At 65.8% G+C, this 20,065-nt stretch carries 19 protein-coding genes; 11 read left to right on the top strand and 8 right to left on the bottom strand.

Annotated elements, in window-relative coordinates; translation table 11 throughout:
• Positions 1-21: 21 nt before the first annotated feature.
• The gene (murB, locus tag CRO22_RS13365) at positions 22-942 is read right to left on the bottom strand and encodes a UDP-N-acetylmuramate dehydrogenase (RefSeq protein WP_097070666.1); all 921 of its coding nucleotides are present in this window, start codon (positions 940-942) and stop codon (positions 22-24) included.
• 215 nt (positions 943-1,157) lie between these two features.
• On the opposite strand from murB, the gene CRO22_RS13360 reads away from it, so the two are divergent.
• The 4 genes from CRO22_RS13360 to CRO22_RS13345 all read left to right on the top strand — a co-directional run bounded on the left by CRO22_RS13360 (position 1,158) and on the right by CRO22_RS13345 (position 3,851).
• On the top strand, positions 1,158-2,450 hold the full coding sequence (locus tag CRO22_RS13360) for a lipoprotein-releasing ABC transporter permease subunit (protein WP_097070665.1): 1,293 nt from the start codon (positions 1,158-1,160) through the stop codon (positions 2,448-2,450).
• Positions 2,443-3,126, top strand: a complete 684-nt coding sequence (locus CRO22_RS13355) for an ABC transporter ATP-binding protein (RefSeq protein ID WP_097070664.1) — start codon at positions 2,443-2,445, stop codon at positions 3,124-3,126. The genes CRO22_RS13360 and CRO22_RS13355 overlap by 8 nt, the downstream gene beginning before the upstream one ends.
• Entirely contained in the window at positions 3,123-3,443 is a 321-nt protein-coding gene (locus CRO22_RS13350; protein WP_097070663.1) for an arsenate reductase family protein, read from the top strand. Before CRO22_RS13355 ends, CRO22_RS13350 begins: the two co-directional genes overlap by 4 nt.
• Positions 3,444-3,578: 135 nt before the next feature.
• Complete coding sequence (locus CRO22_RS13345; RefSeq protein ID WP_176518645.1) at positions 3,579-3,851, top strand: helix-turn-helix domain-containing protein; 273 nt, start codon at positions 3,579-3,581, stop codon at positions 3,849-3,851.
• A 142-nt stretch (positions 3,852-3,993) separates the two neighbouring features.
• Here the strand turns inward: CRO22_RS13345 and CRO22_RS13340 are convergent, their stop codons facing one another.
• The 4 genes from CRO22_RS13340 to proS all read right to left on the bottom strand — a co-directional run bounded on the left by CRO22_RS13340 (position 3,994) and on the right by proS (position 8,752).
• Positions 3,994-4,200 carry a cold-shock protein gene (locus CRO22_RS13340; protein WP_097070661.1) on the bottom strand — a complete coding sequence of 69 codons (207 nt, stop codon included), beginning with the start codon at positions 4,198-4,200 and terminating at the stop codon, positions 3,994-3,996.
• A gap of 253 nt (positions 4,201-4,453) precedes the next feature.
• Positions 4,454-6,400, bottom strand: coding sequence for a threonine--tRNA ligase (thrS, locus tag CRO22_RS13335; RefSeq protein ID WP_097070660.1), 1,947 nt, complete (start codon positions 6,398-6,400; stop codon positions 4,454-4,456).
• 189 nt (positions 6,401-6,589) lie between these two features.
• The gene (locus tag CRO22_RS13330) at positions 6,590-7,228 is read right to left on the bottom strand and encodes an outer membrane protein (protein ID WP_097070659.1); all 639 of its coding nucleotides are present in this window, start codon (positions 7,226-7,228) and stop codon (positions 6,590-6,592) included.
• Positions 7,229-7,414: 186 nt separating this feature from the next.
• Positions 7,415-8,752 carry a proline--tRNA ligase gene (gene proS / locus CRO22_RS13325; RefSeq protein ID WP_097070697.1) on the bottom strand — a complete coding sequence of 446 codons (1,338 nt, stop codon included), beginning with the start codon at positions 8,750-8,752 and terminating at the stop codon, positions 7,415-7,417.
• Between the two features lie 155 nt (positions 8,753-8,907).
• Between proS and CRO22_RS13320 the strand changes: the two genes are divergently transcribed.
• The 7 genes from CRO22_RS13320 (at position 8,908) to CRO22_RS13290 (ending at position 16,366) form a co-directional block, all read left to right on the top strand.
• Positions 8,908-9,399 (top strand): NYN domain-containing protein, encoded by a 492-nt coding sequence (locus tag CRO22_RS13320; RefSeq protein WP_097070658.1) that lies wholly within the window; start codon positions 8,908-8,910, stop codon positions 9,397-9,399.
• 214 nt (positions 9,400-9,613) lie between these two features.
• Positions 9,614-10,012 (top strand): DUF1842 domain-containing protein, encoded by a 399-nt coding sequence (locus CRO22_RS13315; RefSeq protein WP_176518644.1) that lies wholly within the window; start codon positions 9,614-9,616, stop codon positions 10,010-10,012.
• Positions 10,013-10,276: 264 nt separating this feature from the next.
• Positions 10,277-10,588 carry a hypothetical protein gene (locus tag CRO22_RS13310; protein WP_097070656.1) on the top strand — a complete coding sequence of 104 codons (312 nt, stop codon included), beginning with the start codon at positions 10,277-10,279 and terminating at the stop codon, positions 10,586-10,588.
• 162 nt (positions 10,589-10,750) lie between these two features.
• A complete protein-coding gene (locus CRO22_RS13305) occupies positions 10,751-11,872 on the top strand; it encodes an AI-2E family transporter (RefSeq protein WP_097070655.1) in 1,122 nt (373 codons plus the stop codon).
• Position 11,873: 1 nt separating this feature from the next.
• Entirely contained in the window at positions 11,874-12,548 is a 675-nt protein-coding gene (locus tag CRO22_RS13300) for a P-loop NTPase family protein (protein ID WP_097070654.1), read from the top strand.
• A 49-nt stretch (positions 12,549-12,597) separates the two neighbouring features.
• Entirely contained in the window at positions 12,598-14,775 is a 2,178-nt protein-coding gene (locus tag CRO22_RS13295; protein WP_097070653.1) for an RNA degradosome polyphosphate kinase, read from the top strand.
• A gap of 37 nt (positions 14,776-14,812) precedes the next feature.
• Positions 14,813-16,366, top strand: coding sequence for a Ppx/GppA family phosphatase (locus tag CRO22_RS13290; protein WP_097070652.1), 1,554 nt, complete (start codon positions 14,813-14,815; stop codon positions 16,364-16,366).
• A 108-nt stretch (positions 16,367-16,474) separates the two neighbouring features.
• Here CRO22_RS13290 and CRO22_RS13285 read toward each other — a convergent pair whose 3' ends face one another.
• From CRO22_RS13285 to CRO22_RS13275, 3 genes are all read right to left on the bottom strand, one after another.
• Positions 16,475-16,840 carry a DUF1850 domain-containing protein gene (locus tag CRO22_RS13285; protein WP_097070651.1) on the bottom strand — a complete coding sequence of 122 codons (366 nt, stop codon included), beginning with the start codon at positions 16,838-16,840 and terminating at the stop codon, positions 16,475-16,477.
• Positions 16,837-18,912, bottom strand: coding sequence for a TRAP transporter permease (locus CRO22_RS13280; RefSeq protein ID WP_097070650.1), 2,076 nt, complete (start codon positions 18,910-18,912; stop codon positions 16,837-16,839). The genes CRO22_RS13285 and CRO22_RS13280 overlap by 4 nt, the downstream gene beginning before the upstream one ends.
• Positions 18,913-18,981: 69 nt before the next feature.
• On the bottom strand, positions 18,982-19,929 hold the full coding sequence (locus CRO22_RS13275) for a TAXI family TRAP transporter solute-binding subunit (protein ID WP_097070649.1): 948 nt from the start codon (positions 19,927-19,929) through the stop codon (positions 18,982-18,984).
• Positions 19,930-20,065: the final 136 nt, after the last annotated feature.

The raw sequence follows: 20,065 nt of genomic DNA, 5'->3' as shown, positions 1-20,065 counted from the left end.
GTTATAGTTGCGCCTCAGGCCTCAATATTCGCCGATGCGCATGATTTCCCATTGTAACGAAATTCCCTGGGTCTGCAAAACCTTTTTGCGCACGTCTTCGCCCAGTTGCTCAAGATCGCGCGCCGTGGCGCCCCCGGCATTGATCAGGAAGTTCGAGTGTTTTTCGCTCATCTGCGCGCCGCCAAGCCGCGCGCCGCGCATCCCCGCCCGGTCAATCACCGCCCAGGCTTTCAACTCATGCGTGTCATCGGCACGGCCCGTGGACGAGGCCCCGGAAGGGTTGCGGAAGGTGGAGCCCGCCGAGCGCTCTTTCGTGGGCTGAGAGGCGTCGCGCCTCGCGATCTGTTCCTCCATCTTTGCCGCGAGTGCCGCCGGATCGCCGGGCGGGGCGCGGAACGTGGCCGAAACGATCACCGCCCCCTCCGGAATCTCGGAGGAACGATAGCCAAGATGCAGGTCGGCGGCCGGGAGGGTGAGCGCCGCGCCGGCCCGGGTGATCAGCCGCACAGAGACGAGGTGATCCGCCACATAAGCGCCGTAACAGCCCGCATTCATCCGCACCGCGCCGCCAATCGAGCCGGGGATCGTGCGCAAAAAGGTCAGATCACGCCCGGCTTCCGCCGCGCGGCGCGCCACATGGGCATCGAGCGCCGCAGCGCCGGCGGTGACCGTTTCGCCCGCCACCTCGATCGTGTTGAAGCCGCGCCCGAGCCGGATCACGACGGCGCGGATCCCGCCGTCGCGCACGATCAGGTTGGAGCCCACCCCCATCGGGAAGACCGCGACCTCGGGGGGAGCCGCGCGCAGAAACTCGGCCAGATCGGCCTCGTCGGCGGGCTGGAACAACCAGTCGGCCGGGCCGCCCACGCGCAGCCAGGTGAGATCGGCAAGCGGACGGTTCGGCGTCAGCGCGCCGCGGGGGGTATAGGCGAGGCTCTCCATCCCCCTGCCCTAACGCGGCCTGCCCAAGGGAGCAAGGGGGCGCCGCGGGCCGTGACAGGTATCGGACAGGCGGGAGCGGCGCAGCAGGACGATCAACCGATCCGCCGCGGGGGCCGGCGCCGGGGCCCGCCATTGCTCGCGGGGGTTTTATCCCCGCGCCCTTGACCTTTTGGCACCGCCACGCCAGCTTGCGCCGACCTTTGGGAGCGCCCTTCATGGCCAAGAGCACTGCGCCGTTTTCCGGCTTCGAATTCCTGATCGCCTGGCGCTACCTGCGCGCGCGCCGCGCCGAGGGCGGCGTTTCCGTGATGACCTGGATCTCGCTCATCGGCATCATGCTGGGCGTGGCCGCGCTGATCCTGACACTCGCGGTGCGCGCGGGCTTCCGCGCCGAATTCGTCGACACGATCCTCGGCTCCAACGCCCATGTCACGGTCTATTCGGCACAGATGGAAGTGGAACCCGGCACCGGTATCTATTCGAACCTGATGGCCGATTACGCAAAGCGCGCCCAGGCCATCGCCGCCATCCCCGGCGTCACCCGCGCCGCGCCGCTCATTCGCGGCCAGGTGATGGCGAACTGGGGCGAACGCTCGAACGTGGCAGAGGTCTATGGCATCGCGCTTGACGACCTGCTCACCGTGCCGCGCATCGCCCATTCGGATCCGGCGCAAGGGGATATCAAAAGCCTCGATCAGGGCATCGCCATGGGCTCGGAGCTTGCGCGCGAACTGGGCGTGACCGTGGGCGACATGGTCAAACTCATCTCACCCAACGGTGTAAAAACCCCGTTCGGCGTCTCGCCCCGCGTCAACGCCTACCGCGTCGTCTATATCTTCACCGCCGGGCGCTGGGACATCGACCGGACCCGGATCTACATGCCCTTCGCCGAGGCCCAGAGCTTCTTCAACCGCGAGGGCGGCGCCGACGAGATCGAGGTGATGGTCGAAGACCCTGAACAGGTCGACGACCTCACCCCGGCGCTTTTGCAAGCGGGCGGCGCGGGCACGATGCTCTGGAGCTGGCGCGACGCTTCAGGCAGCTTCCTGCGCGCGCTGACGATGGAGGATAACGTGATGTTCGTGATCCTCTCGGTGCTGGTGTTGATCGCGACGATGAACATCACCTCCGGGCTGATCATGCTGGTGAAGAACAAGGGCCGCGACATCGGGATCTTGCGCACGATGGGGCTGACCGAGGGCTCGGTGATGCGGGTGTTCTTTTTGTGCGGCGCTTTCACCGGCGTGATCGGCACGGCGATGGGCGTGGCCGTGGGCGTGGTGCTTGCGCTCAACATCGCGCATGTGATGGCGGGGGTGAACTGGCTCTCGGGCGGTGGCGCCTGGGATCCGTCGATCCGCGGCATTTACGAGCTGCCCGCAAAGCTGCAGGCCTATGACGTGCTCAAATCTGTGGGCCTCGCGCTCGGGCTCAGTTTCGTGGTGACGATCTTCCCGGCGCGCCGCGCCGCAAGGCTCAACCCGGTGGAGGCGCTGCGCTATGAATGAGGTTTTGCGGCTCGACGCGCTCGAAAAGGGCTATCACCGTGGGCTCCCCAATGAAATCCTTGTCCTCAAGGGGGCCGCGCTGGTCATTCCCCGCGGGCAGGTGGTGGGGCTGATCGCCCCCTCGGGCGCGGGAAAATCGACGCTCCTGCATATCGCGGGGCTTCTCGACACGCCCGATGCCGGACGCGTGATGATCAACGGCATGGACATGACCGGGGCGAAGGACGGCGCGCGCACCGCGGCGCGGCGCGAGGCTCTGGGCTTTGTCTACCAGTTCCACCACCTGCTCCCCGAGTTCACCGCGCTCGAAAACATCGTGCTGCCGCAGCTTGCCAATGCCACCCCCCGCAAGGCAGCCGAGGCGCGGGCGCGCGAGCTTTTGGCCCGCGTCGGGCTCAGCGCCCGCGAGAGCCACCGCCCCTCCGAGCTGTCGGGCGGCGAGCAGCAGCGCGTTGCCTTTTGCCGCGCGCTCGCCAATGCGCCAGCGCTGCTGCTGGCCGACGAGCCCACCGGCAACCTGGACCCGACGACGTCGGAAACCGTCTTTGCCGCGCTGATGGAACTGGTGCGCGCAACGGGGCTTTCGGCGCTCATTGCAACCCATAACCTCGAGCTGGCCGCCCGGATGGACCGGGTGCTGCGGCTCGAGGGCGGCCAACTGGTGGAGGCGAAATGATTGTTTATGGCATCAAGACCTGCGGCACGGTGCAAAAGGCGCTCACGGCATTGACCGCGGCCGGCAAGGCGCCGGTGCTGCGCGACATACGCAAGGAGCCACTTTCGCCCGCGGAAATCGCCGAATTCGAGGCGGCCTTCGGGGAAGAACTGATCAACCGGTCCTCGACCACCTGGCGCGGCCTCTCCGAGGAGGCGCGCGCGCAACCGATCGCGGCGCTCCTTGCCGCCCATCCGACGCTGATGAAGCGCCCGGTGATCCGCGGCAACGGGCTTACCCTCGGCTGGGACTGGGCGGCGCAACAGGCGCAGCTCTGAGCCCCGCCCGATTGCTCGAATGCCGCGCATTTCGGATTTCTCTTAACCATGCCAAAACGTGCAATCCGCCCGAAACGGGCGCATTACTGCATGATACCCCGACGAACGCGGTCGGGACGTGCAGGAGGCACGCAGATGATCGCTGTGAACCATCGCCTAGAGTTGGCGGATGAGCTTGAGGACCGGCCCGATTACTGGACCCAGCTTGCCTGGCTCAGCGCCGGGGCCGTTCCCCTTTTGGCGTGGCGACGTGCCGCAGGCTTCAGCATCGCCGACCTTGCCGAACTATCGGGCATTCCCGCGCCACTGATCGCGGCATTCGAGTCGCGCCATGCCCGCCCGAGCGTCACGGAACGCGCACGGCTTGCGCGGGCGCTTGGCCTGAGCCCGGGAGATCTCGACGACTGAAAAGGCCGTCCCGCGGCGGTAATTGCCGCAGGGAAACGGCCGCGCGAAACCAAGCCCGCGCGGCCGAAGGAAACCACCAAACCAATCCGAAAAAGAAAAGCCCGCGCGGGCGCCGCGGGCCTCCGACGACACCGTCGACCGGTCAGAGCAGTTTGAGCTCTCCGGCCGACGAGCGGCCATCGCGGCCCGAGATCAGTTCGTAGCTGATCTTCTGGTTGTCGCTGAGTGCTTTCAGCCCGGCGCGTTCCACCGCCGAGATATGCACGAACACGTCTTTGCCGCCGCCATCGGGGGCGATGAAGCCGTAGCCCTTGGTGGTGTTGAACCATTTCACGGTTCCGGTAGCCATAGTTCTCTCCTCGCAGTTATCCCGCGGCATCATTGCCGCAAGACGTGCAGCCACGCCTTCCAAATCCCCGGCTGCCCCAGAGGGAGCGGATAGAAAGTCTTTTGCTCACGCAGGGAAAGCCTGACACAGGCACATCAAAAAGCAACGGTCAAAGCGCCGCAGGCGGGCAAAGGCTGCCGTAGCGGCAACCGCGCACGCCCCGGTTGCGCCCCCCGTTCAGAGGGCACGGAACCGGGGGGCATCACCGGCCTTTTCAGCGCATATCGGGCGGGGTCGCCTCGGCCGCAAGAGCGGCCACAATTGCGTCGAGCGCCACGGTCTCCGTGCGCGTGTCGCCGAGACGGCGGACCGAAACCGTGCGGTTTTCGACCTCCTTGAGGCCGATTGCAAAGATATAGGGCACCTTGCCGAGGCTGTGCTCGCGCACCTTGTAATTGATCTTCTCGTTGCGGGTGTCGCATTCGGCACGCAGCCCCGCCGCGATCAGTTTGGCCGCCACTTCCTCGACGTAATCATCAGCCTCGGAGACAATCGAGGCGACGACAACCTGTCGCGGCGCGAGCCAGAGCGGCATCTTGCCCGCGAAGTTCTCGATCAGCATGCCGATGAAGCGTTCAAACGAGCCAAGGCAGGCGCGGTGCAGCATGACGGGGCGGTGCTTGGCGCCGTCCTGGCCGATATAGCTGGCATCGAGCCGCTCGGGCAGGTTCGGGTCGACCTGCAGCGTGCCGCATTGCCAGTCCCGCCCGATCGCATCGGTGAGCACGAATTCGAGCTTCGGCCCGTAAAACGCGCCCTCGCCCTCAAAAATCTCGTATTCATAGCCCGCCGCGGTGACGGCGTTCGCCAGAGCCGCTTCGGCATGATCCCAGCTTTCCTCGGTGCCGATCCGCTTTTCGGGCCGGGTGGAGAGCTTGATGCGCCATTTGTCAAAGCCGAGGTCGGCATAGACCGCCGAGAGGAACTCGATGAATTTCTTCGTTTCCGCCTCGATCTGGCTTTCCATGCAGAAAATGTGGGCATCGTCCTGCGTGAAGCCGCGCACCCGCATGATGCCATGCAGCGCCCCCGAGGGTTCATAGCGCGCGCAGGAGCCAAATTCCGCCATCCGCAGCGGCAGGTCGCGGTAGGATTTCAGCCCGTGGTTGAAGATCTGCACATGGCAGGGGCAGTTCATCGGCTTGAGCGCATTGATCACCTTTTCCCGCGCGCCCTCCTCGTCCACCTCGACGATGAACATGTTCTCGCGGTAGTTCTCCCAGTGGCCCGAGGCCTCCCAGAGCTTGCGGTTCACGACCTGCGGCGTGTTCACCTCGACATAGCCATCGGCGCGCTGGCGGCGGCGCATGTAGTCTTGAAGCTGCGTGTAGATCGTCCAGCCGTTCGGGTGCCAGAACACCTGGCCGGGGGCCTCTTCCTGCATGTGGAAGAGGTCCATCTCCTTGCCGAGCTTGCGGTGGTCGCGTTTGGCGGCCTCCTCCAGCATCGTCATATGCGCTTTCAGTTCGTCGCGCGAACGGAAGGCGATGCCGTAGATGCGCTGCAGCATCGGCCGCGTGCTGTCGCCCAGCCAATAGGCGCCCGCAACATGGGTGAGCTTGAAGGCATCGGCGGGCACTTGCCCGGTGTGCTGCAAATGCGGGCCGCGGCAGAGATCCTGCCAGTTCCCATGCCAATACATGCGGATCGCCTGATCTTCGGGGATGCGGTTGACGAGCTCGACCTTGTAGGGCTCGTTCGTCTCCTCATAGTGCTTCAGCGCCGCCGCGCGCGACCAGACCTCGGTTTTCACCGGCTCACGGGCGTTGATGATCTGCTTCATCCGCGCTTCGATCTGCCCCAGATCCTCGGGGGTAAAGGGCTCGGCGCGGTCAAAGTCGTAAAACCAGCCCGCATCGCGCACCGGCCCGATCGTCACCTTCACATCGGGCCAGATCTCCTGCACCGCGCGCGCCATGATGTGCGCAAGGTCGTGGCGGATGAGTTCGAGCGCCGGGACCGGGTCTTTCATCGTGTTGAGGGAGATCCGCGCATCTTGCGTGATCGGCCATTGCAGATCCCAATGCGCGCCGTCGAGCTGCGCCGAAATCGCCGCCTTGGCGAGCGAATTCGAGATCGAGGCCGCCACTTCGGCCGCCGTCACCCCTGCGGGGAATTCGCGTTTCGCGCCATCGGGAAAGGAAAGAGTGACCTGGGACATATGTCCTCCTCGTCGGTTTGGCGCCCACGGAACGCCCGGTTGCGGGTTATGATGTGGCGGATATGCGCCTATCAGGCAGGCGTGTCAACGCCCGCAAGACCAGCGCGCGGTGTGACAAAGCTGCCTCGCGCAGCACGCATGAAAAGGGGGGCAAGAGCCCCCCACTTCCGGTTCAGATCTTGCGCCCGCTCAGAAACGGTAGGCAGCGCGCACGGCAACGGAGTTGAAATTGTTCTCAACTTTACCGTTGCCGCCGTCGTAATCGGCATCGAGTTCGCGGCGGATGAATTCCGCGCCGACAACCCATTTATCGGTGAGCGCGTAATCGACGCCGAGACCGTAGTTCACCCCATCGGGGTCGTCATTGCTCAGGCCGCTCACGTTTTTCCACTGGCCTTTCGAATAGCCGACGAAGGCATAGGGCAGGAACTCGCCCCGCGCGCCGTAGGTCCGGCCCACGCGGGCTTTCAGGTCGAGCATGTTGTTGAAGTGGCCGCCGCCGTTGTCGAGGTCGTAGTCAGTCGCCTGCAGCGCAAGCTCGCCGCCGTAGACCATGCGGTCGAGCTGATAGTTGTAGCCACCGAAGACCCCGTAGCTGCCGCTGCCAAACGAGTCAGAGGACTCAGTGCCGGCGAATTTGTAAGTGCTGCGACCACCCGTTGCAGCCCCGGCCGTGGCACCGGCGTAGAAGCCTTGCCAGTTCACCGCCGCCGGAGCGGGCATAGCCGCGATCGGCGTGCTTTCCATCACGGGCGCGTTCATCCCACCGGCGAAGGCGGGGGCTGCGAGGCCGGCCAACGCAGCGATGGCAATACCCAGTTTTTTCATGGTCGTGGTCCTTCAGAGACGTTTATCTGGCTCCGAAGATGCCCCTCGCGACCACCTAATTCAATGTTTCAAAAGGGAAACTCAGAACACGATCCTTCAAGAACCCGTGCCTGCGCCGTGAAGAAAAGGGCCCGCACATGTCCTGCGCGGGCCCGATTTCAAAGCCGTTTTCAAGCCGGGGACGGCTCACTTTCCGGCATAGATCTCCGTAATGCGGGCCACCGCGATCTCGGCCGAAAGCTCCTCGCTTTCGCCGGTGCGGCGCGAGGTCAGCTCGACCACGCCATTGGCAAGCCCACGCGGGCCCACGGTGATCCGCCACGGCAGGCCGATCAGGTCCATGGTGGCAAATTTCGCCCCGGCGCGCTCTTCACGGTCATCGTAAAGCGGCTCGAGCCCCTTGGCGACAAGCGCCTTGTAAAGCCCCTCGCAGGCCAGATCGGTCGCCGCATCGCCCTGCTTGAGGTTGACGATACCGCAGTGGAAGGGCGTCACGCCCTCCGGCCAGATGATGCCCTTGTCGTCGTGGTTCGCTTCGATCAACGCGCCCAGAAGGCGCGAGACGCCGATCCCGTGCGAGCCCATCTCGACCGGCACACGGGTGCCATCGGGGGTGGAGACGGTCGCGCCCATCGCCTCGGAATATTTGGTGCCGAAATAGAAGATCTGCCCCACTTCGATGCCGCGGCCCACGCAACGGCGCTCTTCCGGGATCTGGTTGAACACCGCCTCGTCATGCGTTTCGTCGGTGCGGGCGTAAAGCGTGGTGAACTCTTCGCAGATCGCGGCCACCGCGGCGCGGTCGTCGTAATCCACCTCGCGGTCGCCCAGTTTCAGCTCGGGCACCTTCGCATCGTAGAACACTTCGCTCTCGCCGGTTTGCGCGAGCACGAGGAATTCATGCGTGTTGTCGCCGCCGATCGGGCCGGAATCGGCGCGCATCGGAATGGCGGTGAGCCCCATCCGTTCATAGGTGCGCAGATAGCTCACCATATGGCGGTTGTAGGCGTGGAGCGCATCTTCCTTCGTCAAGTCGAAGGAATAGCCGTCCTTCATGTAGAATTCGCGGCCGCGCATCACGCCAAAGCGGGGGCGGACCTCGTCGCGGAACTTCCATTGCACATGGTAAAGCGTGAGCGGCAGTTCTTTATACGAGCTGACATGGGCGCGGAAGATGTCGGTGATCATCTCCTCGTTCGTCGGCCCGTAAAGCATCTCGCGGTCGTGGCGGTCCTTGAAGCGCAGCATCTCGGGGCCATAGGCATCGTAACGGCCCGACTCGCGCCACAGATCCGCCGATTGCAGCGTCGGCATCAGCAGCGGAATGTGCCCGGCGCGGATCTGCTCTTCATGCACGATCTGTTCGATGCGCTTGAGCACCTTGAAACCGAGCGGCAGCCAGGAATAGATCCCCGCCGCCTGCTGCTTGATCATGCCGGCGCGCAGCATCAGCCGGTGCGAGACGATCTGCGCCTCGGCGGGGTTTTCCTTGAGAACGGGCAGGAAGTAGCGGGACAGGCGCATGGCAAGCCTCTGGAGCGGGTTAGGGTTCATGGCTGGGTAGAGGAAACGGCCGCCCGGAGCAAGATCGCGCTGCATCGCGCAGGGCGGGGCAATCGGCCGCTTTTCCGCCGCCCGCAATCCTGCCATGTTGCGCCCATTTCCCGCAAAGGTCTTCCATGGATCTCTTTTTCGACAGCCTGCCGCTTCTGATCCTCCTCGCCCTCGTCTATCTGCTTCTGGTCCTGCGCAGATGGCGCATCGGTCGCGCCCGGCCCGCAATCCTGATCGACGGCTCCAATGTGATGCATTGGCGCGACAACACACCCTCGCTCGAACCGGTGATAGAAATCGTGGCGCCGCTGCAGGCGGCGGGGTTCCGCCCCGGAGTCGTCTTCGATGCGAATGCAGGCTACAAGCTTGAGGGCCGCTACCGCGACGACGCCGTTCTCGCGCGCCGGATCGGCCTGCCCGAGGCACAGGTCCTGGTGGTCCCGAAAGGGCAACCGGCCGATCCGACGCTCCTTGCCGCCGCACGGGAATTCGACGCGCGGATCATCACCAACGACCGGTTCCGCGACTGGGAAACGGACCACCCCGAATTGCGCCTGCCCGGTCGGTTGATCCGCGGGGGCTACCGGAATGGCAGGCTCTGGCTCGAACTCGACTGAACGCCCTCTGCCGCGGGGAGGCAGGCTGCAAAAAGTCCTGTGCGAAAACCGCGACTCGCCTTATGGTTGTGTTGCGATCCTGTACGGACGGCCCGCTTGCTCCCAGACGGCGCCCCCGGCCTGACGCGAGATGACCTGTCGTGCGACCGGCGCCCCCGGTCGACGAAACGCTTCGATATCTTCACCCGACATCGTTCAAAGAAAGGTCGACCCCATGTCGCAAGATCTCCAGCTCGTGAAACTTCAGTTCGAAACCGGTCGCGTCGGCGCGGGCTCGATGCAACTGCAACTGGCCGTTCAGGGCGAATTGCAGACGATCGACGGCACCGCCTCGGGCACGATGCTCGAAGGCACCCAGCATCCGAAGAAATTCTCCGGCCGCATCACCGGCGTCACCCATGCCACCGGGCTCGGCACCCAGATTCTGGTCGGCGCGTTGCAGGGGCAAGTGATCGTCACCACCGAAGGCGGCGGGGCGAGCGCCTATCTGGCCCCGCTTTCGGCACAGTTCAGCGTCGATGCGAACTGGAACGGGACCGGCGAGTTTCGCATCGCCGATCAGAGCTATGAATGCCGGGTGACGCGGATTCGCGCTCTCGAGATGGCCGATTGACGGCCAAGCCCGCAGCCCCTGGCTGCGGGCCGCGCTTGGCGCAGCCGCGAGCGGCATCGCCCCCGCGGTGCCGGCTGCGCCGGATCCTGCCCGCCCGGCCCGGACAACCGCGCGGGCGCGATGGGCCGCCGGTCGCACCTCCCCCCGGTGCGACCGGCAAGCGCGCGCCAAGACCCGGCCGTTTCGGCAAGGTGCCGCCCATGACGCAGGGCTGCGCCGAATTTTCCGGTTGGAACCGGGCACGGCTCTTGTCATTGTGAGCCCATGACCGATGCGTTCAGCCCCTCTTCCACGCCTCTTCCACCGGCCCCCTCCCTCTCGGCCGGTTTCCTGACCGAGGTCGACCATGCGCTGATGCGCCATCATCTGCGCGGCGTGCGGATTGTCGAGCTGCGCCAGATCGGCGGGCCGCCCGAGGCCGGGGCGGAAGTACTCGCCTATCTCGAAGCCTCCGGCTTCGCGGTCAAATTCCGTCTGGTCGAGCGGATGTCGCCGCCGCCCTTGTGCCGCATCGTGTTCCGTTATCCGGGGCCGAAACAGGCCGAGATGACCATCGCCCCCGAAGTGGTCGGCTAGCGGACCACACCGGGCCGGGCCTGCCGCGGGGATGCGATCGCACCCGGGCGCCCCGCCTCGCGGTTGCGTCACATCAACGTCACCTCTTCGCTGCAGATGCGAGAACGCTTGAAACCGGGCCATAAAAACGCGATCCTGCCAACGGATTGCAGGGGGATCTTCATGGCTTTGCCGGTGCGGCAACAGGTGACTTACTGGAGTGTCGCGGCGGCGGGGCTCGGGCTCGTGCTGTGGAAACTCGGCGATGTGATCCTGCCCTTCCTCGTCGGCGGCGCAATCGCCTATTTCCTCGACCCGCTGGCCGACCGGCTCGAACGCGCGGGGGCAAGCCGCGCGCTCGCCACCGCAACCATCGCCCTCATTGCCACGCTCGGCTTCGTTATTCTCGGCCTCGCCATCGTGCCCACGCTCGTGCGCCAGCTCTCCGGCCTCGTCGAGACCGCGCCCGAGATCGCGGCACGGCTGCAGGCCTTCCTCACCTCCACCTTCCCTTCGCTGATGGAACCGGGCTCGGTGATCAACGAGACACTGGCCGGGGTCGGTGCGGCGATCAAGGCACGCGGGGCAGAACTGGCACAGACGCTCCTTTCTTCGGCGATGAGCGTGGTCAATGCGCTCGTGTTCATCGTTGTCGTGCCGGTCGTCGCATTCTACATGCTGCTCGACTGGGACAATATGGTCGCCAAGGTGAACGGGCTTTTGCCGCTTGATCATGCGCCCACCGTGCGCCGCCTTGCCGCCGAGATCGACCGCGTTCTCTCGGGCTTCGTGCGCGGACAGATCTCGGTCTGCCTGATCCTTGCCACCTTCTATGCCGTGGCGTTGATGGCAGCGGGGCTGAATTTCGGCCTGCTCGCAGGCGCCATCGCCGGGATGCTGACCTTCATTCCCTATGTCGGCGCACTCGTTGGCGGTGTGCTGGCCATCGGCTTGGCGCTGTTCCAGTTCTGGGGGGACTGGCTCTCGATCGGCGTGATCGCGGGCATCTTCGCTCTGGGCCAGTTTCTTGAGGGCAATGTGATCACGCCGCGGCTCGTGGGCAGCTCGGTCGGGCTGCATCCTCTGTGGCTGATCTTTGCGCTCTCCGCCTTCGGCACGCTCTTCGGCTTCGTCGGCATGCTGGTCGCGGTGCCGCTCGCGGCCATGATCGGCGTTCTGGTGCGCTTCGCGATCGAGCATTACCGCGAGGGAAGGCTTTATCAGGGGCTCGAATGGCAGAAGGCCGAGAGCCCCACCACGCTCTCCGACGCGCTCGAAAACGGCCCCCGCGGGAAAGAGAGCTGAGATGATCCGGCAGATGGCTTTCGATCTGCCTGTGCGCCAAGCCCGGGGCCGGGAGGATTTCTTCGTCGCCCCGGCCAATGCGCTGGCGCTGGCGGCGCTCGACGCGCCCGAGGCCTGGCCCGCCGGACGGATGCTGCTCATCGGCCCCGAGGGCGCGGGCAAAACCCATCTGGCCGCGATCTGGGCGGAGGAGCGGGGAGCGGAGGTGGTCGCGGTTGCGGATCTGGGCAACGCCGAGGCGGAACGGCTCGCGGCACAGGGCGCGGTGGTGGTGGAGGATGCCCAGCACTTGCGCGGCGCCCCCGAGGCCGAAGAAGCCGCCTTCCATCTGATCAACCTGATCGCGGCCGAGGGCGGGCGGCTTCTCTTCACCGCCGATGCGCCGCCACGTGATTGGGGACTGCGCCTGCCCGATCTGAAAAGCCGCCTCGATGCCACCACGGCCGTGCATATTGCACCGCCCGATGATGCCCTTCTGGGGGCGGTGCTGGTGAAGCTTTTCACCGACCGGCAGCTCGCCGTGCCGCAGACACTGGTGAGCTGGCTCGTGCCGCGGATGGAGCGCTCGCTCGGCGCCGCGCGCGCGCTGGTGGCCGCACTCGATGCCCGTGCGCTGGAGGAGCGCCGCCCGGTCAGCCGCACGATGGCCGCCGAGGTGCTGGACACTTTGCGATGAGCGCGCCTATTGTCACGCAACCCACACAAAGGCCGCGCATAAGCCCTCCATGACACAGGCAGATTTCCTCACCGCCCCGTTCCCCGTGCCGCATGAGCTCCCCGCAGAGGATCTCACCGGACCGAAGCGCTTCTTCAACCGCGAACTGAGCTGGCTCGCCTTCAACTGGCGCGTGCTGGAAGAGGCGGCGAACCCGCGGGTGCCGCTGCTGGAGCGGCTGCGGTTCCTCTCGATCTCGGCCACCAACCTCGATGAATTCTATACCGTGCGCGTCGCGGGGCTGATGGAACTGGTGCGCGAGCGCAATGCGCTGCCTTCCGACGATGGGCTCACCCCCTCCGAACAGCTCGTGCTGATCAATGCCGATGCCCGCGCGCTGATGGAAACACAGCAATCGACCTGGAACCGGCTCAACCGCGAGATGGAAGAGGCCGGCATCCAGCTTCTGACCCGCTCGAAGATCACCGCCGAAGATCGCAAGTTCCTCGCAAATCACTTCCTCGCCAATGTCTTCCCGGTGCTCTCGCCGCTCGCGATCGACCCGGCGCACCCCTTCCCTTTCATTCCCAACACCGGCTTCTGCCTTGCGCTTGAACTCGAACGGGAGGGTGACAAGCGGCGAATGCAGGCGCTTTTGCCGATCCCGCAGCAGATCGACCGGTTCGTCACCCTGCCGGGCGAGGCGCCGCGGTTCCTGCCGCTTGAGGAGCTGCTGCTCCTTCATCTCGACATGCTGTTTCCGCGCTATACAGAGACCGGGCATTGCGCCTTCCGGGTGCTGCGCGACAGCGATCTCGAGGTCGAGGATGAGGCCGAAGACCTCGTGCGCGAGTTCGAGACCGCGCTCAAGCGCCGCCGCCGTGGCCAGGTGATCCGGCTGAAGATTACTACCGGCGCCCCCAAGGCGCTGCGGCGGCTGATCATGGAAGAGCTGCAGGTCGCCCCCGACGAGGTCGTCGAGGTGAAGGGCCTCCTTGGCGTCGCCGATCTGAAGGAGCTGGTGCTCGACAGCCGCCCCGACCTGCTCTGGCCGCCCTTCGTGCCGCGCGTGCCCGAGCGGGTGCAGGATCACGACGGCGACATGTTCGCCGCGATCCGGCAAAAGGACATGTTGCTCCATCACCCCTATGAAACCTTCGACATGGTGATCCGCTTCCTCACCCAGGCGGCGAATGACCCGAATGTGCTGGCAATCAAGCAAACGCTCTACCGCACCTCGAAAGACAGCCCCGTGGTGGACGCGCTCTGCGAGGCGGCGGAGAACGGCAAATCCGTCACCGCGCTGGTGGAACTCAAGGCGCGCTTTGACGAGGCCGCGAACATCCGCCAGTCGCGCCGGCTCGAACGCGCGGGGGTGCATGTCGTTTATGGCTTCATGCACCTGAAAACGCATGCGAAAATCTCGACCGTGGTGCGGCGCGAGGGCGATGCGCTGGTGACCTATACCCATTACGGCACCGGCAACTATCACCCGATCACCGCGCGGATCTATACCGACCTGAGCTTTTTCACCTGCAACGCGCCGCTGGGTCGGGATGCGACGAAGGTTTTCAACTATCTCTCGGGCTATGTGCAGCCCGAAGGGCTTGAAAACCTTGCGATCTCGCCGATCACGCTCAAGCCGCGGCTCCTCGATCTGATCGCGGCGGAGGCCGAACACGCCCGCGCGGGCCGCCCCGCCGAAATCTGGGCGAAGATGAACTCGCTCATTGACCCCGAGGTGATCGACGCGCTTTATGCCGCCTCGAACGCGGGTGTAAAAATCTCGCTCGTCGTGCGCGGCATCTGCGGCGTGCGCCCCGGCATCAAGGGGCTGAGCGCGAATATCCGCGTCAAATCCATCGTCGGGCGGTTCCTTGAGCATTCCCGCATCGTCTGCTTTGGCAATGGCGCAGGCCTGCCTTCGGATTCGGCACGGGTGTTCTTTTCGTCGGCCGACTGGATGGGGCGCAACCTGACGCGGCGGGTGGAAACGCTCGTGGAGGCAAAAAACCCGACCGTGAAAGCGCAGATCGTCAGCCAGATCATGGCGGCGAACATGGCCGACACGGCGCAAAGCTGGGTGCTCGGGCCGGACGGACGCTTCCTGCGCTCGCTGCCCGAGGGCAAGGATCTGTTCTCCTGCCATCGCTTCTTCATGGAAAACCCCTCGCTCTCGGGGCGCGGCTCGGCGGGCGCAAAAGATGTGCCGGTGCTTGCCCACGGCCCCGAAGAGAGGATAGCCTGATACCGCTCACGCACGGACCGACTCGGAAGGCTGCCCGATGACCCCAAAGACCGTTTCGCCCCTCGAAGATGGCGAGGACTGGGACGCTTTCGGCAAACCGCTTTTCGACGACCCTTCAGCCCGTGCGGTCTCGCGCGTCGGCGTGGTCGATGTCGGCTCGAACTCGGTGCGGATGGTGGTGTTTGACGGCGCCGCCCGCTCTCCCGCCTATTTCTACAATGAAAAGGTGATGGCGGGGCTCGGTCAGGGGCTTGCGGAGACCGGGCGGCTGAACCCGCGCGGGCGCGAGCGCGCGCTCTCGGCGCTGCGCCGGTTCGCGCTTCTGGCGAAGGGAATGGACATCGGCCCGCTCACCTGCGTGGCGACCGCGGCGGTGCGCGATGCCGCCGACGGGCCGGAGTTTCAGCGCCTCGTCGAGGCGGAAACCGGGCTCCGGCTGCATGTGATCGACGGCGCCGAGGAGGCGCGGCTTTCGGCGCAGGGCGTGCTTGTGGGCTGGCCCGATGCACAGGGGCTCATTTGCGACATCGGTGGCAATTCGATGGAGCTTGCGGTTCTGGGCGGGCGCAGCGTCGGCGCGCGCGACACCTCGCCCCTCGGGCCGTTCCGGCTGCAACAGGTTGAGGGCGGCAAGAAGGAACAGCTCGCCCATATCCGCAAGCATATGGCGCGGCTTGCGAAGGTCGTGGGTACAGGCCATGAGAAGCTCTACCTTGTGGGCGGCTCCTGGCGCGCGATCGCCCGGCTCGACATGGAGCGGCAGAATTATCCGCTTCTGGTGCTGCACGAATACCGGATGGAGCCCGATGGCCTGCTGCGGACACTTGACTGGATCGGCAAGCAGGACATCTCTGATTTGCGGGCGAAAACGGGTACTTCAGCGGCGCGGCTCGAACTGGTACCGCTTGCCGCGATGGTGCTGCGCGAGCTTGTCGAGACCTTCGGGCCGAGGGAGATCGACGTCTCGTCCTACGGGATCCGCGAGGGACTGCTCTATGAGCAGATGCCCGAGAAACTGCGCGCGCGCGATCCGCTGATCGAAGCCTGCCGCCATGCCGAGCGCACGCAATCGCGCCTGCCGGGCTTTGGCAAGAAGCTCCATGCCTTCATCGAGCCGCTTTTTGGCGAGGTGACGCCGGCACGCTACCGGCTGATGCGGGCGGCCTGCCTGCTGCATGACACGACCTGGCGCACCCATCCCGATTACCGGTTCGAGGCCTGTTTCGACAATGTGACACGGGCGAATATGGCGGCGCTGAGCCACCCGGAGCGGGTGTTTCTCGGGGTGGCGCTGTTGCACCGCTACAAGAATTCGCGCTCGGGAAGCCGGTTCGAGCCGCTCTTTTCGCTGCTCGGGCCCGAACAATTGCGCGAGGCGGAGATCCTCGGCAAGGCCATGCGCTTTGGCGCGATGTTCGCGATCCATGATCCGGCGGATGCCGGGCGGCTCGCCTATAACGAGAACACCAACACGATCGAATTGACGCTGACAAAGCGCGGCGCCGGGCTGTTTGGCGAAGTGGCGGAGGCGCGGTTTTCCTCGCTCGCGGCAGCGATGAAAGCGACCCCGATGGCGATCCTGCCGGCCTGAGATTTCGCCTCGGCAGGGCCGAGGCGACCCGGCGGGGGGCCTTGCCCCCCGCACCCCCCGCTTTTCACGGGGGGCGAGGCCCCCCCGCCCCCCCTGCTCCGGGCCCCCCTACTCCGGGCAGGGGCGCAAGAGCAGCGGATCCGAGGATCTGGCCCCTAGCGCGACGCAGCCTGCAGGGGTGCAAAGGCGCCAGGCGGAGGGCGTGAGGCCGGAGGCGGCAAGGATGAGTTCATCCACGGGCGCGGCGGTGGGCTCCCAGACCCACCAACCGTTTTCCAACCGGGCGCCCTCTCCCGGCTCCATCCCCGCGCCCGAGCCCTTGACCGCAGCGCGGGTGAGCACCAGCGCGCCCGCCACGACCCGCCACTCCTCGTGCCAGCGGGTCTGTTCGACCGAATGGGTCCATTCGAGGCTGAAAGCCGCATCGGCCCCCAGAGCCAGCGTCAAAGCTCCGGCCAGAAGGCAGGCGCTCATGCAAGCGCCCGCGCGCGGCGCAGCCAGAGCAAGGCGCCGAACCCGGCGGCGAGGGCAAAGCCAATCTCGTCGGTGAGTGGCAGCGCCGCAATCAGCGTGAGCGCGCCCGCGCCAGCAAGCCCCCGCTCCCACAGCGCAAGCGCGCGCCCCGCCCAGCCGATCACCGTCACGCCCCAGAGCCCGAGCGCGATCAGCGCTTTCAGCACCACATAAGCGACCGCCGGGACGTAGCCGATCGCTTGCGCGAGCGGGCCGCCGTCTTGCAGCATCAACGCGGGCGTATAGACCGCCATGAAAGGCACGACAAAACCGGCCGCGGCGATCATCACCGCCTGCAGGCTGATTTTCAGCCCGCTTTCACGCGCGATCGGCGCGGCGGCGAAACAGGCGAGCGCCACGGGCGGGGTGAGATCCGCCAGAATGCCGAAATAGAACACGAACATATGGCTCACGATCAGCGGCACCCCAAGCGCAAGAAGCGCCGGGCCCGCAATCGAGGCGGTGATGATGTAATTCGGGATCGTCGGGATCCCCATGCCGAGGATCAGGCAGGTGATCATGGTGAGGATGAGCGACAAAAGCAGCGAGCTTTGCCCCACCCCCACAATGAACTGACCAAAGCTGTTGGCGGCGCCGGTCAGCGTCATCACGCCGATGATCACGCCCACGAGCGCGCAGGCGATGCCGACGGGAAGCGCGGTGCGGGCGCCATCGGCGAGGCTGTCGCGGCAGATCCGCAATGTCTCGCGCCCGCCTTGCGAGGCCAGCGCAACGAGGGCAAGCACCGCGACCGCGGCGAGAACTACGGTGATGCCAAACTCGAAAAAGGCCGCGGCCACAAGGCCGAGCCCGATCCAGAAGATCATGCGGATCACCCCCGCGGGCAGGCCGAGCGCGGCAGAGCCGCCAAGGATCAGGAGCACCGTGAGCCCAAGCCCGACCGTGCCCGCATAAAGCGGCGTGTAGCCCGAAAACAGCAGCCAGACGAGCACCGCGAGCGGCAAAAGCAGATGCCAGCCCTCTTTGAGCGCAGCGCGCGCCGAGGGCAGGGCCTCGCGCGCAAGGCCACGCAAGCCGCAGCGCCCCGCCTCCAGATGCACCATCCAGAACACGCCGACGAAATAGAGAATGGCCGGGATCAGCGCCGCGCGCACGATCTCGACATAGTCGACGCCGAGCGTTTCGGCCATGATGAAGGCCACCGCCCCCATCACCGGCGGCATGATCTGCCCGCCCATCGAGGCGGTGGCCTCGACGCCGCCCGCAAAGGCCGCGCGGTAGCCAAAGCGCTTCATCAACGGGATGGTGAACTGCCCGGTGGTGACCACATTTGCCACGCCCGAGCCCGAAATCGTGCCCATGAGGCCCGAAGAGAGCACCGCCACCTTCGCCGGCCCGCCGGTGCGGTGGCCCACCAGCCCCATGGCCACATCGGTGAAAAGCTTGATCATCCCCGCCTTTTCCAGAAAGGCGCCGAACAGGATAAAAAGGAAGATATAGGTGGAGGAGACATAGGTGGGGATGCCGTAGATCCCCTCCGTGCCATAGGCGAGATGCTCGACCACCTGCGACAGGTCATAGCCGCGATGATTGAGCGGCGCGGGCAGATGCTCCCCAAAGAGCGCATAGGCGAGAAAGAGCCCGGCAATGATCGGCAAAGCCGGGCCCATCATCATCCAGGCGGCCACGAAAGTGGTGATCAGCGCGGCGATGCCAAACCAGATGTCGCGCGGGAGCGGGTCGCCCGCGCGCAACAGAAGGTCTGTGTACTCAACGGCCTGATAGGCGGCGACGGCAATGGCCAGCGCGGCACAGCCCATGCCGAGCGCGCGCGCGAGCGCGCCGCGATGCTGGGCAAGGATCAGGAAGGGGAAGCCCAGCGCCATCAAAAAGCCGACATGAACCGCGCGCGCGATCTGGCTTGGCAGGTCGATCAGATGCGCGGCGAGGGCGATCTGGTAGCTGGAAAAGAGGATCGCCAGCCAGAACAGCGCCCGCCCGGCCGCACTCTTCGGAAAGCCGTCGCCCAGCGGGTCATGCCCGGCCTGGGCCGGGGCTTTGGTCTCGGTCATTGCATGTCTCCCCTCACGCGCGGGCGGCCCGGCAGGCCACCCGCCTCCAGCTCAGCCGCAGCCTCCCCCTCAGAGCAGGCCCTGCTCGCGGTAATAGCGCTCGGCACCGGGGTGCAGCGGCGCCGGGCCGGGTTTGGCCGCCTCTTCAAGCGAGATCGCGCCCGCCGCGGCATGGGCGGCCTTGAGGGTATCCAGATGCTCAAAGAGGAGCTTGGTCATCTGATAGACGGTCTCTTCGGGCACATCCGCCGAGGTGACGAGATAGTTGATCACGGAGGCCGTGGGGACATCCGCCTCCTGCCCCTGATAGGTGCCCGCCGGGATCACGCTCGCCACATAGGGCTGGCCGATCGAGGCCACCACATCTGCCGGAATCGCGACCATGGTGATCGCCTGCGAGGAGGCGAGATCTTTGATCGCGGCATTGCCGAGGCCAGAGGATTGCAGCGTCGCCTCAAGCTGGCGGTTTTTCATCAGCTCGACCGATTCCGCAAAGGGCAGATATTCGACCTTGCCGAGATCGTCATAGCTCATCCCCGCCGCGCCCAAAATCGCGCGGGCATTGAGTTCGGTGCCCGATTTCGGCGCGCCGACCGAGAGCGTCTTGCCCTTGAGATCGGTGATCGTGGTGATCCCCGCCTCGGACAGCGCGGCGATCTGCACATGGTTGGGGTAAATCGCGGCGAGCACGCGCAGCTTGTCGAGCGGCGCCTTGAAGCCCGCCTCGGCATTGCCGGTCACCGCCGCCATCACCGAATCGCCCAGGGCAAAGCCCAGCTCGCCCCGGCCCTGCTGCAACAGATTGAGGTTTTCGACCGAGGCCTTGGTCGCCTGCACCTGCGTGCGCGCCCCCTCGATGCCTTTGGCGTAAATATCCGAAAGCGCAACGCCGAGCGGATAATAGACCCCGGACGTGCCGCCGGTCAGAACGTTGATGAATTGCTCGGCCCGGGCCGCGGGGGCCGAGAGCGCGAGCGCGCAGCCGATCAGGGCCGCGAAAGAGACGCGTTGAAACATGGTTCCTCCCTTCAGCCGGCCCGCCTCCCGCAGGCCGGATTGGGCCCTCCCTTGGGCCGAAGAGAAGTCTGCCGCGCGAAGGCGGGGGGAGACAAGCCCGAGTTTGCCGCGTCGGGCAGGTTTTTACCCCGCCCGG

Source organism: Rhodobacter maris, assembly GCF_900217815.1.
Taxonomy (GTDB): Bacteria; Pseudomonadota; Alphaproteobacteria; order Rhodobacterales; family Rhodobacteraceae; genus Rhodobacter; species Rhodobacter maris.
Note: the sequence above shows the minus strand (reverse complement) of the source record. Positions and strands in the feature narration are given on the sequence as shown.

Coding starts and splice junctions, on each gene's coding strand:
- CRO22_RS13285 (WP_097070651.1), bottom strand. CDS start 16,840: ATGAGCGCCTGCCTTCTGGCCGGAGCTTTGACGCTGGCTCTGGGGGCC.
- murB (WP_097070666.1), bottom strand. CDS start 942: ATGGAGAGCCTCGCCTATACCCCCCGCGGCGCGCTGACGCCGAACCGT.
- CRO22_RS13280 (WP_097070650.1), bottom strand. CDS start 18,912: ATGACCGAGACCAAAGCCCCGGCCCAGGCCGGGCATGACCCGCTGGGC.
- CRO22_RS13305 (WP_097070655.1), top strand. CDS start 10,751: ATGGCTTTGCCGGTGCGGCAACAGGTGACTTACTGGAGTGTCGCGGCG.
- CRO22_RS13330 (WP_097070659.1), bottom strand. CDS start 7,228: ATGAAAAAACTGGGTATTGCCATCGCTGCGTTGGCCGGCCTCGCAGCC.
- CRO22_RS13290 (WP_097070652.1), top strand. CDS start 14,813: ATGACCCCAAAGACCGTTTCGCCCCTCGAAGATGGCGAGGACTGGGAC.
- CRO22_RS13300 (WP_097070654.1), top strand. CDS start 11,874: ATGATCCGGCAGATGGCTTTCGATCTGCCTGTGCGCCAAGCCCGGGGC.
- CRO22_RS13315 (WP_176518644.1), top strand. CDS start 9,614: ATGTCGCAAGATCTCCAGCTCGTGAAACTTCAGTTCGAAACCGGTCGC.
- CRO22_RS13310 (WP_097070656.1), top strand. CDS start 10,277: ATGACCGATGCGTTCAGCCCCTCTTCCACGCCTCTTCCACCGGCCCCC.
- CRO22_RS13320 (WP_097070658.1), top strand. CDS start 8,908: ATGGATCTCTTTTTCGACAGCCTGCCGCTTCTGATCCTCCTCGCCCTC.
- CRO22_RS13355 (WP_097070664.1), top strand. CDS start 2,443: ATGAATGAGGTTTTGCGGCTCGACGCGCTCGAAAAGGGCTATCACCGT.
- thrS (WP_097070660.1), bottom strand. CDS start 6,400: ATGTCCCAGGTCACTCTTTCCTTTCCCGATGGCGCGAAACGCGAATTC.
- CRO22_RS13275 (WP_097070649.1), bottom strand. CDS start 19,929: ATGTTTCAACGCGTCTCTTTCGCGGCCCTGATCGGCTGCGCGCTCGCG.
- CRO22_RS13350 (WP_097070663.1), top strand. CDS start 3,123: ATGATTGTTTATGGCATCAAGACCTGCGGCACGGTGCAAAAGGCGCTC.
- CRO22_RS13295 (WP_097070653.1), top strand. CDS start 12,598: ATGACACAGGCAGATTTCCTCACCGCCCCGTTCCCCGTGCCGCATGAG.
- proS (WP_097070697.1), bottom strand. CDS start 8,752: ATGCGCCTGTCCCGCTACTTCCTGCCCGTTCTCAAGGAAAACCCCGCC.
- CRO22_RS13340 (WP_097070661.1), bottom strand. CDS start 4,200: ATGGCTACCGGAACCGTGAAATGGTTCAACACCACCAAGGGCTACGGC.
- CRO22_RS13345 (WP_176518645.1), top strand. CDS start 3,579: ATGATCGCTGTGAACCATCGCCTAGAGTTGGCGGATGAGCTTGAGGAC.
- CRO22_RS13360 (WP_097070665.1), top strand. CDS start 1,158: ATGGCCAAGAGCACTGCGCCGTTTTCCGGCTTCGAATTCCTGATCGCC.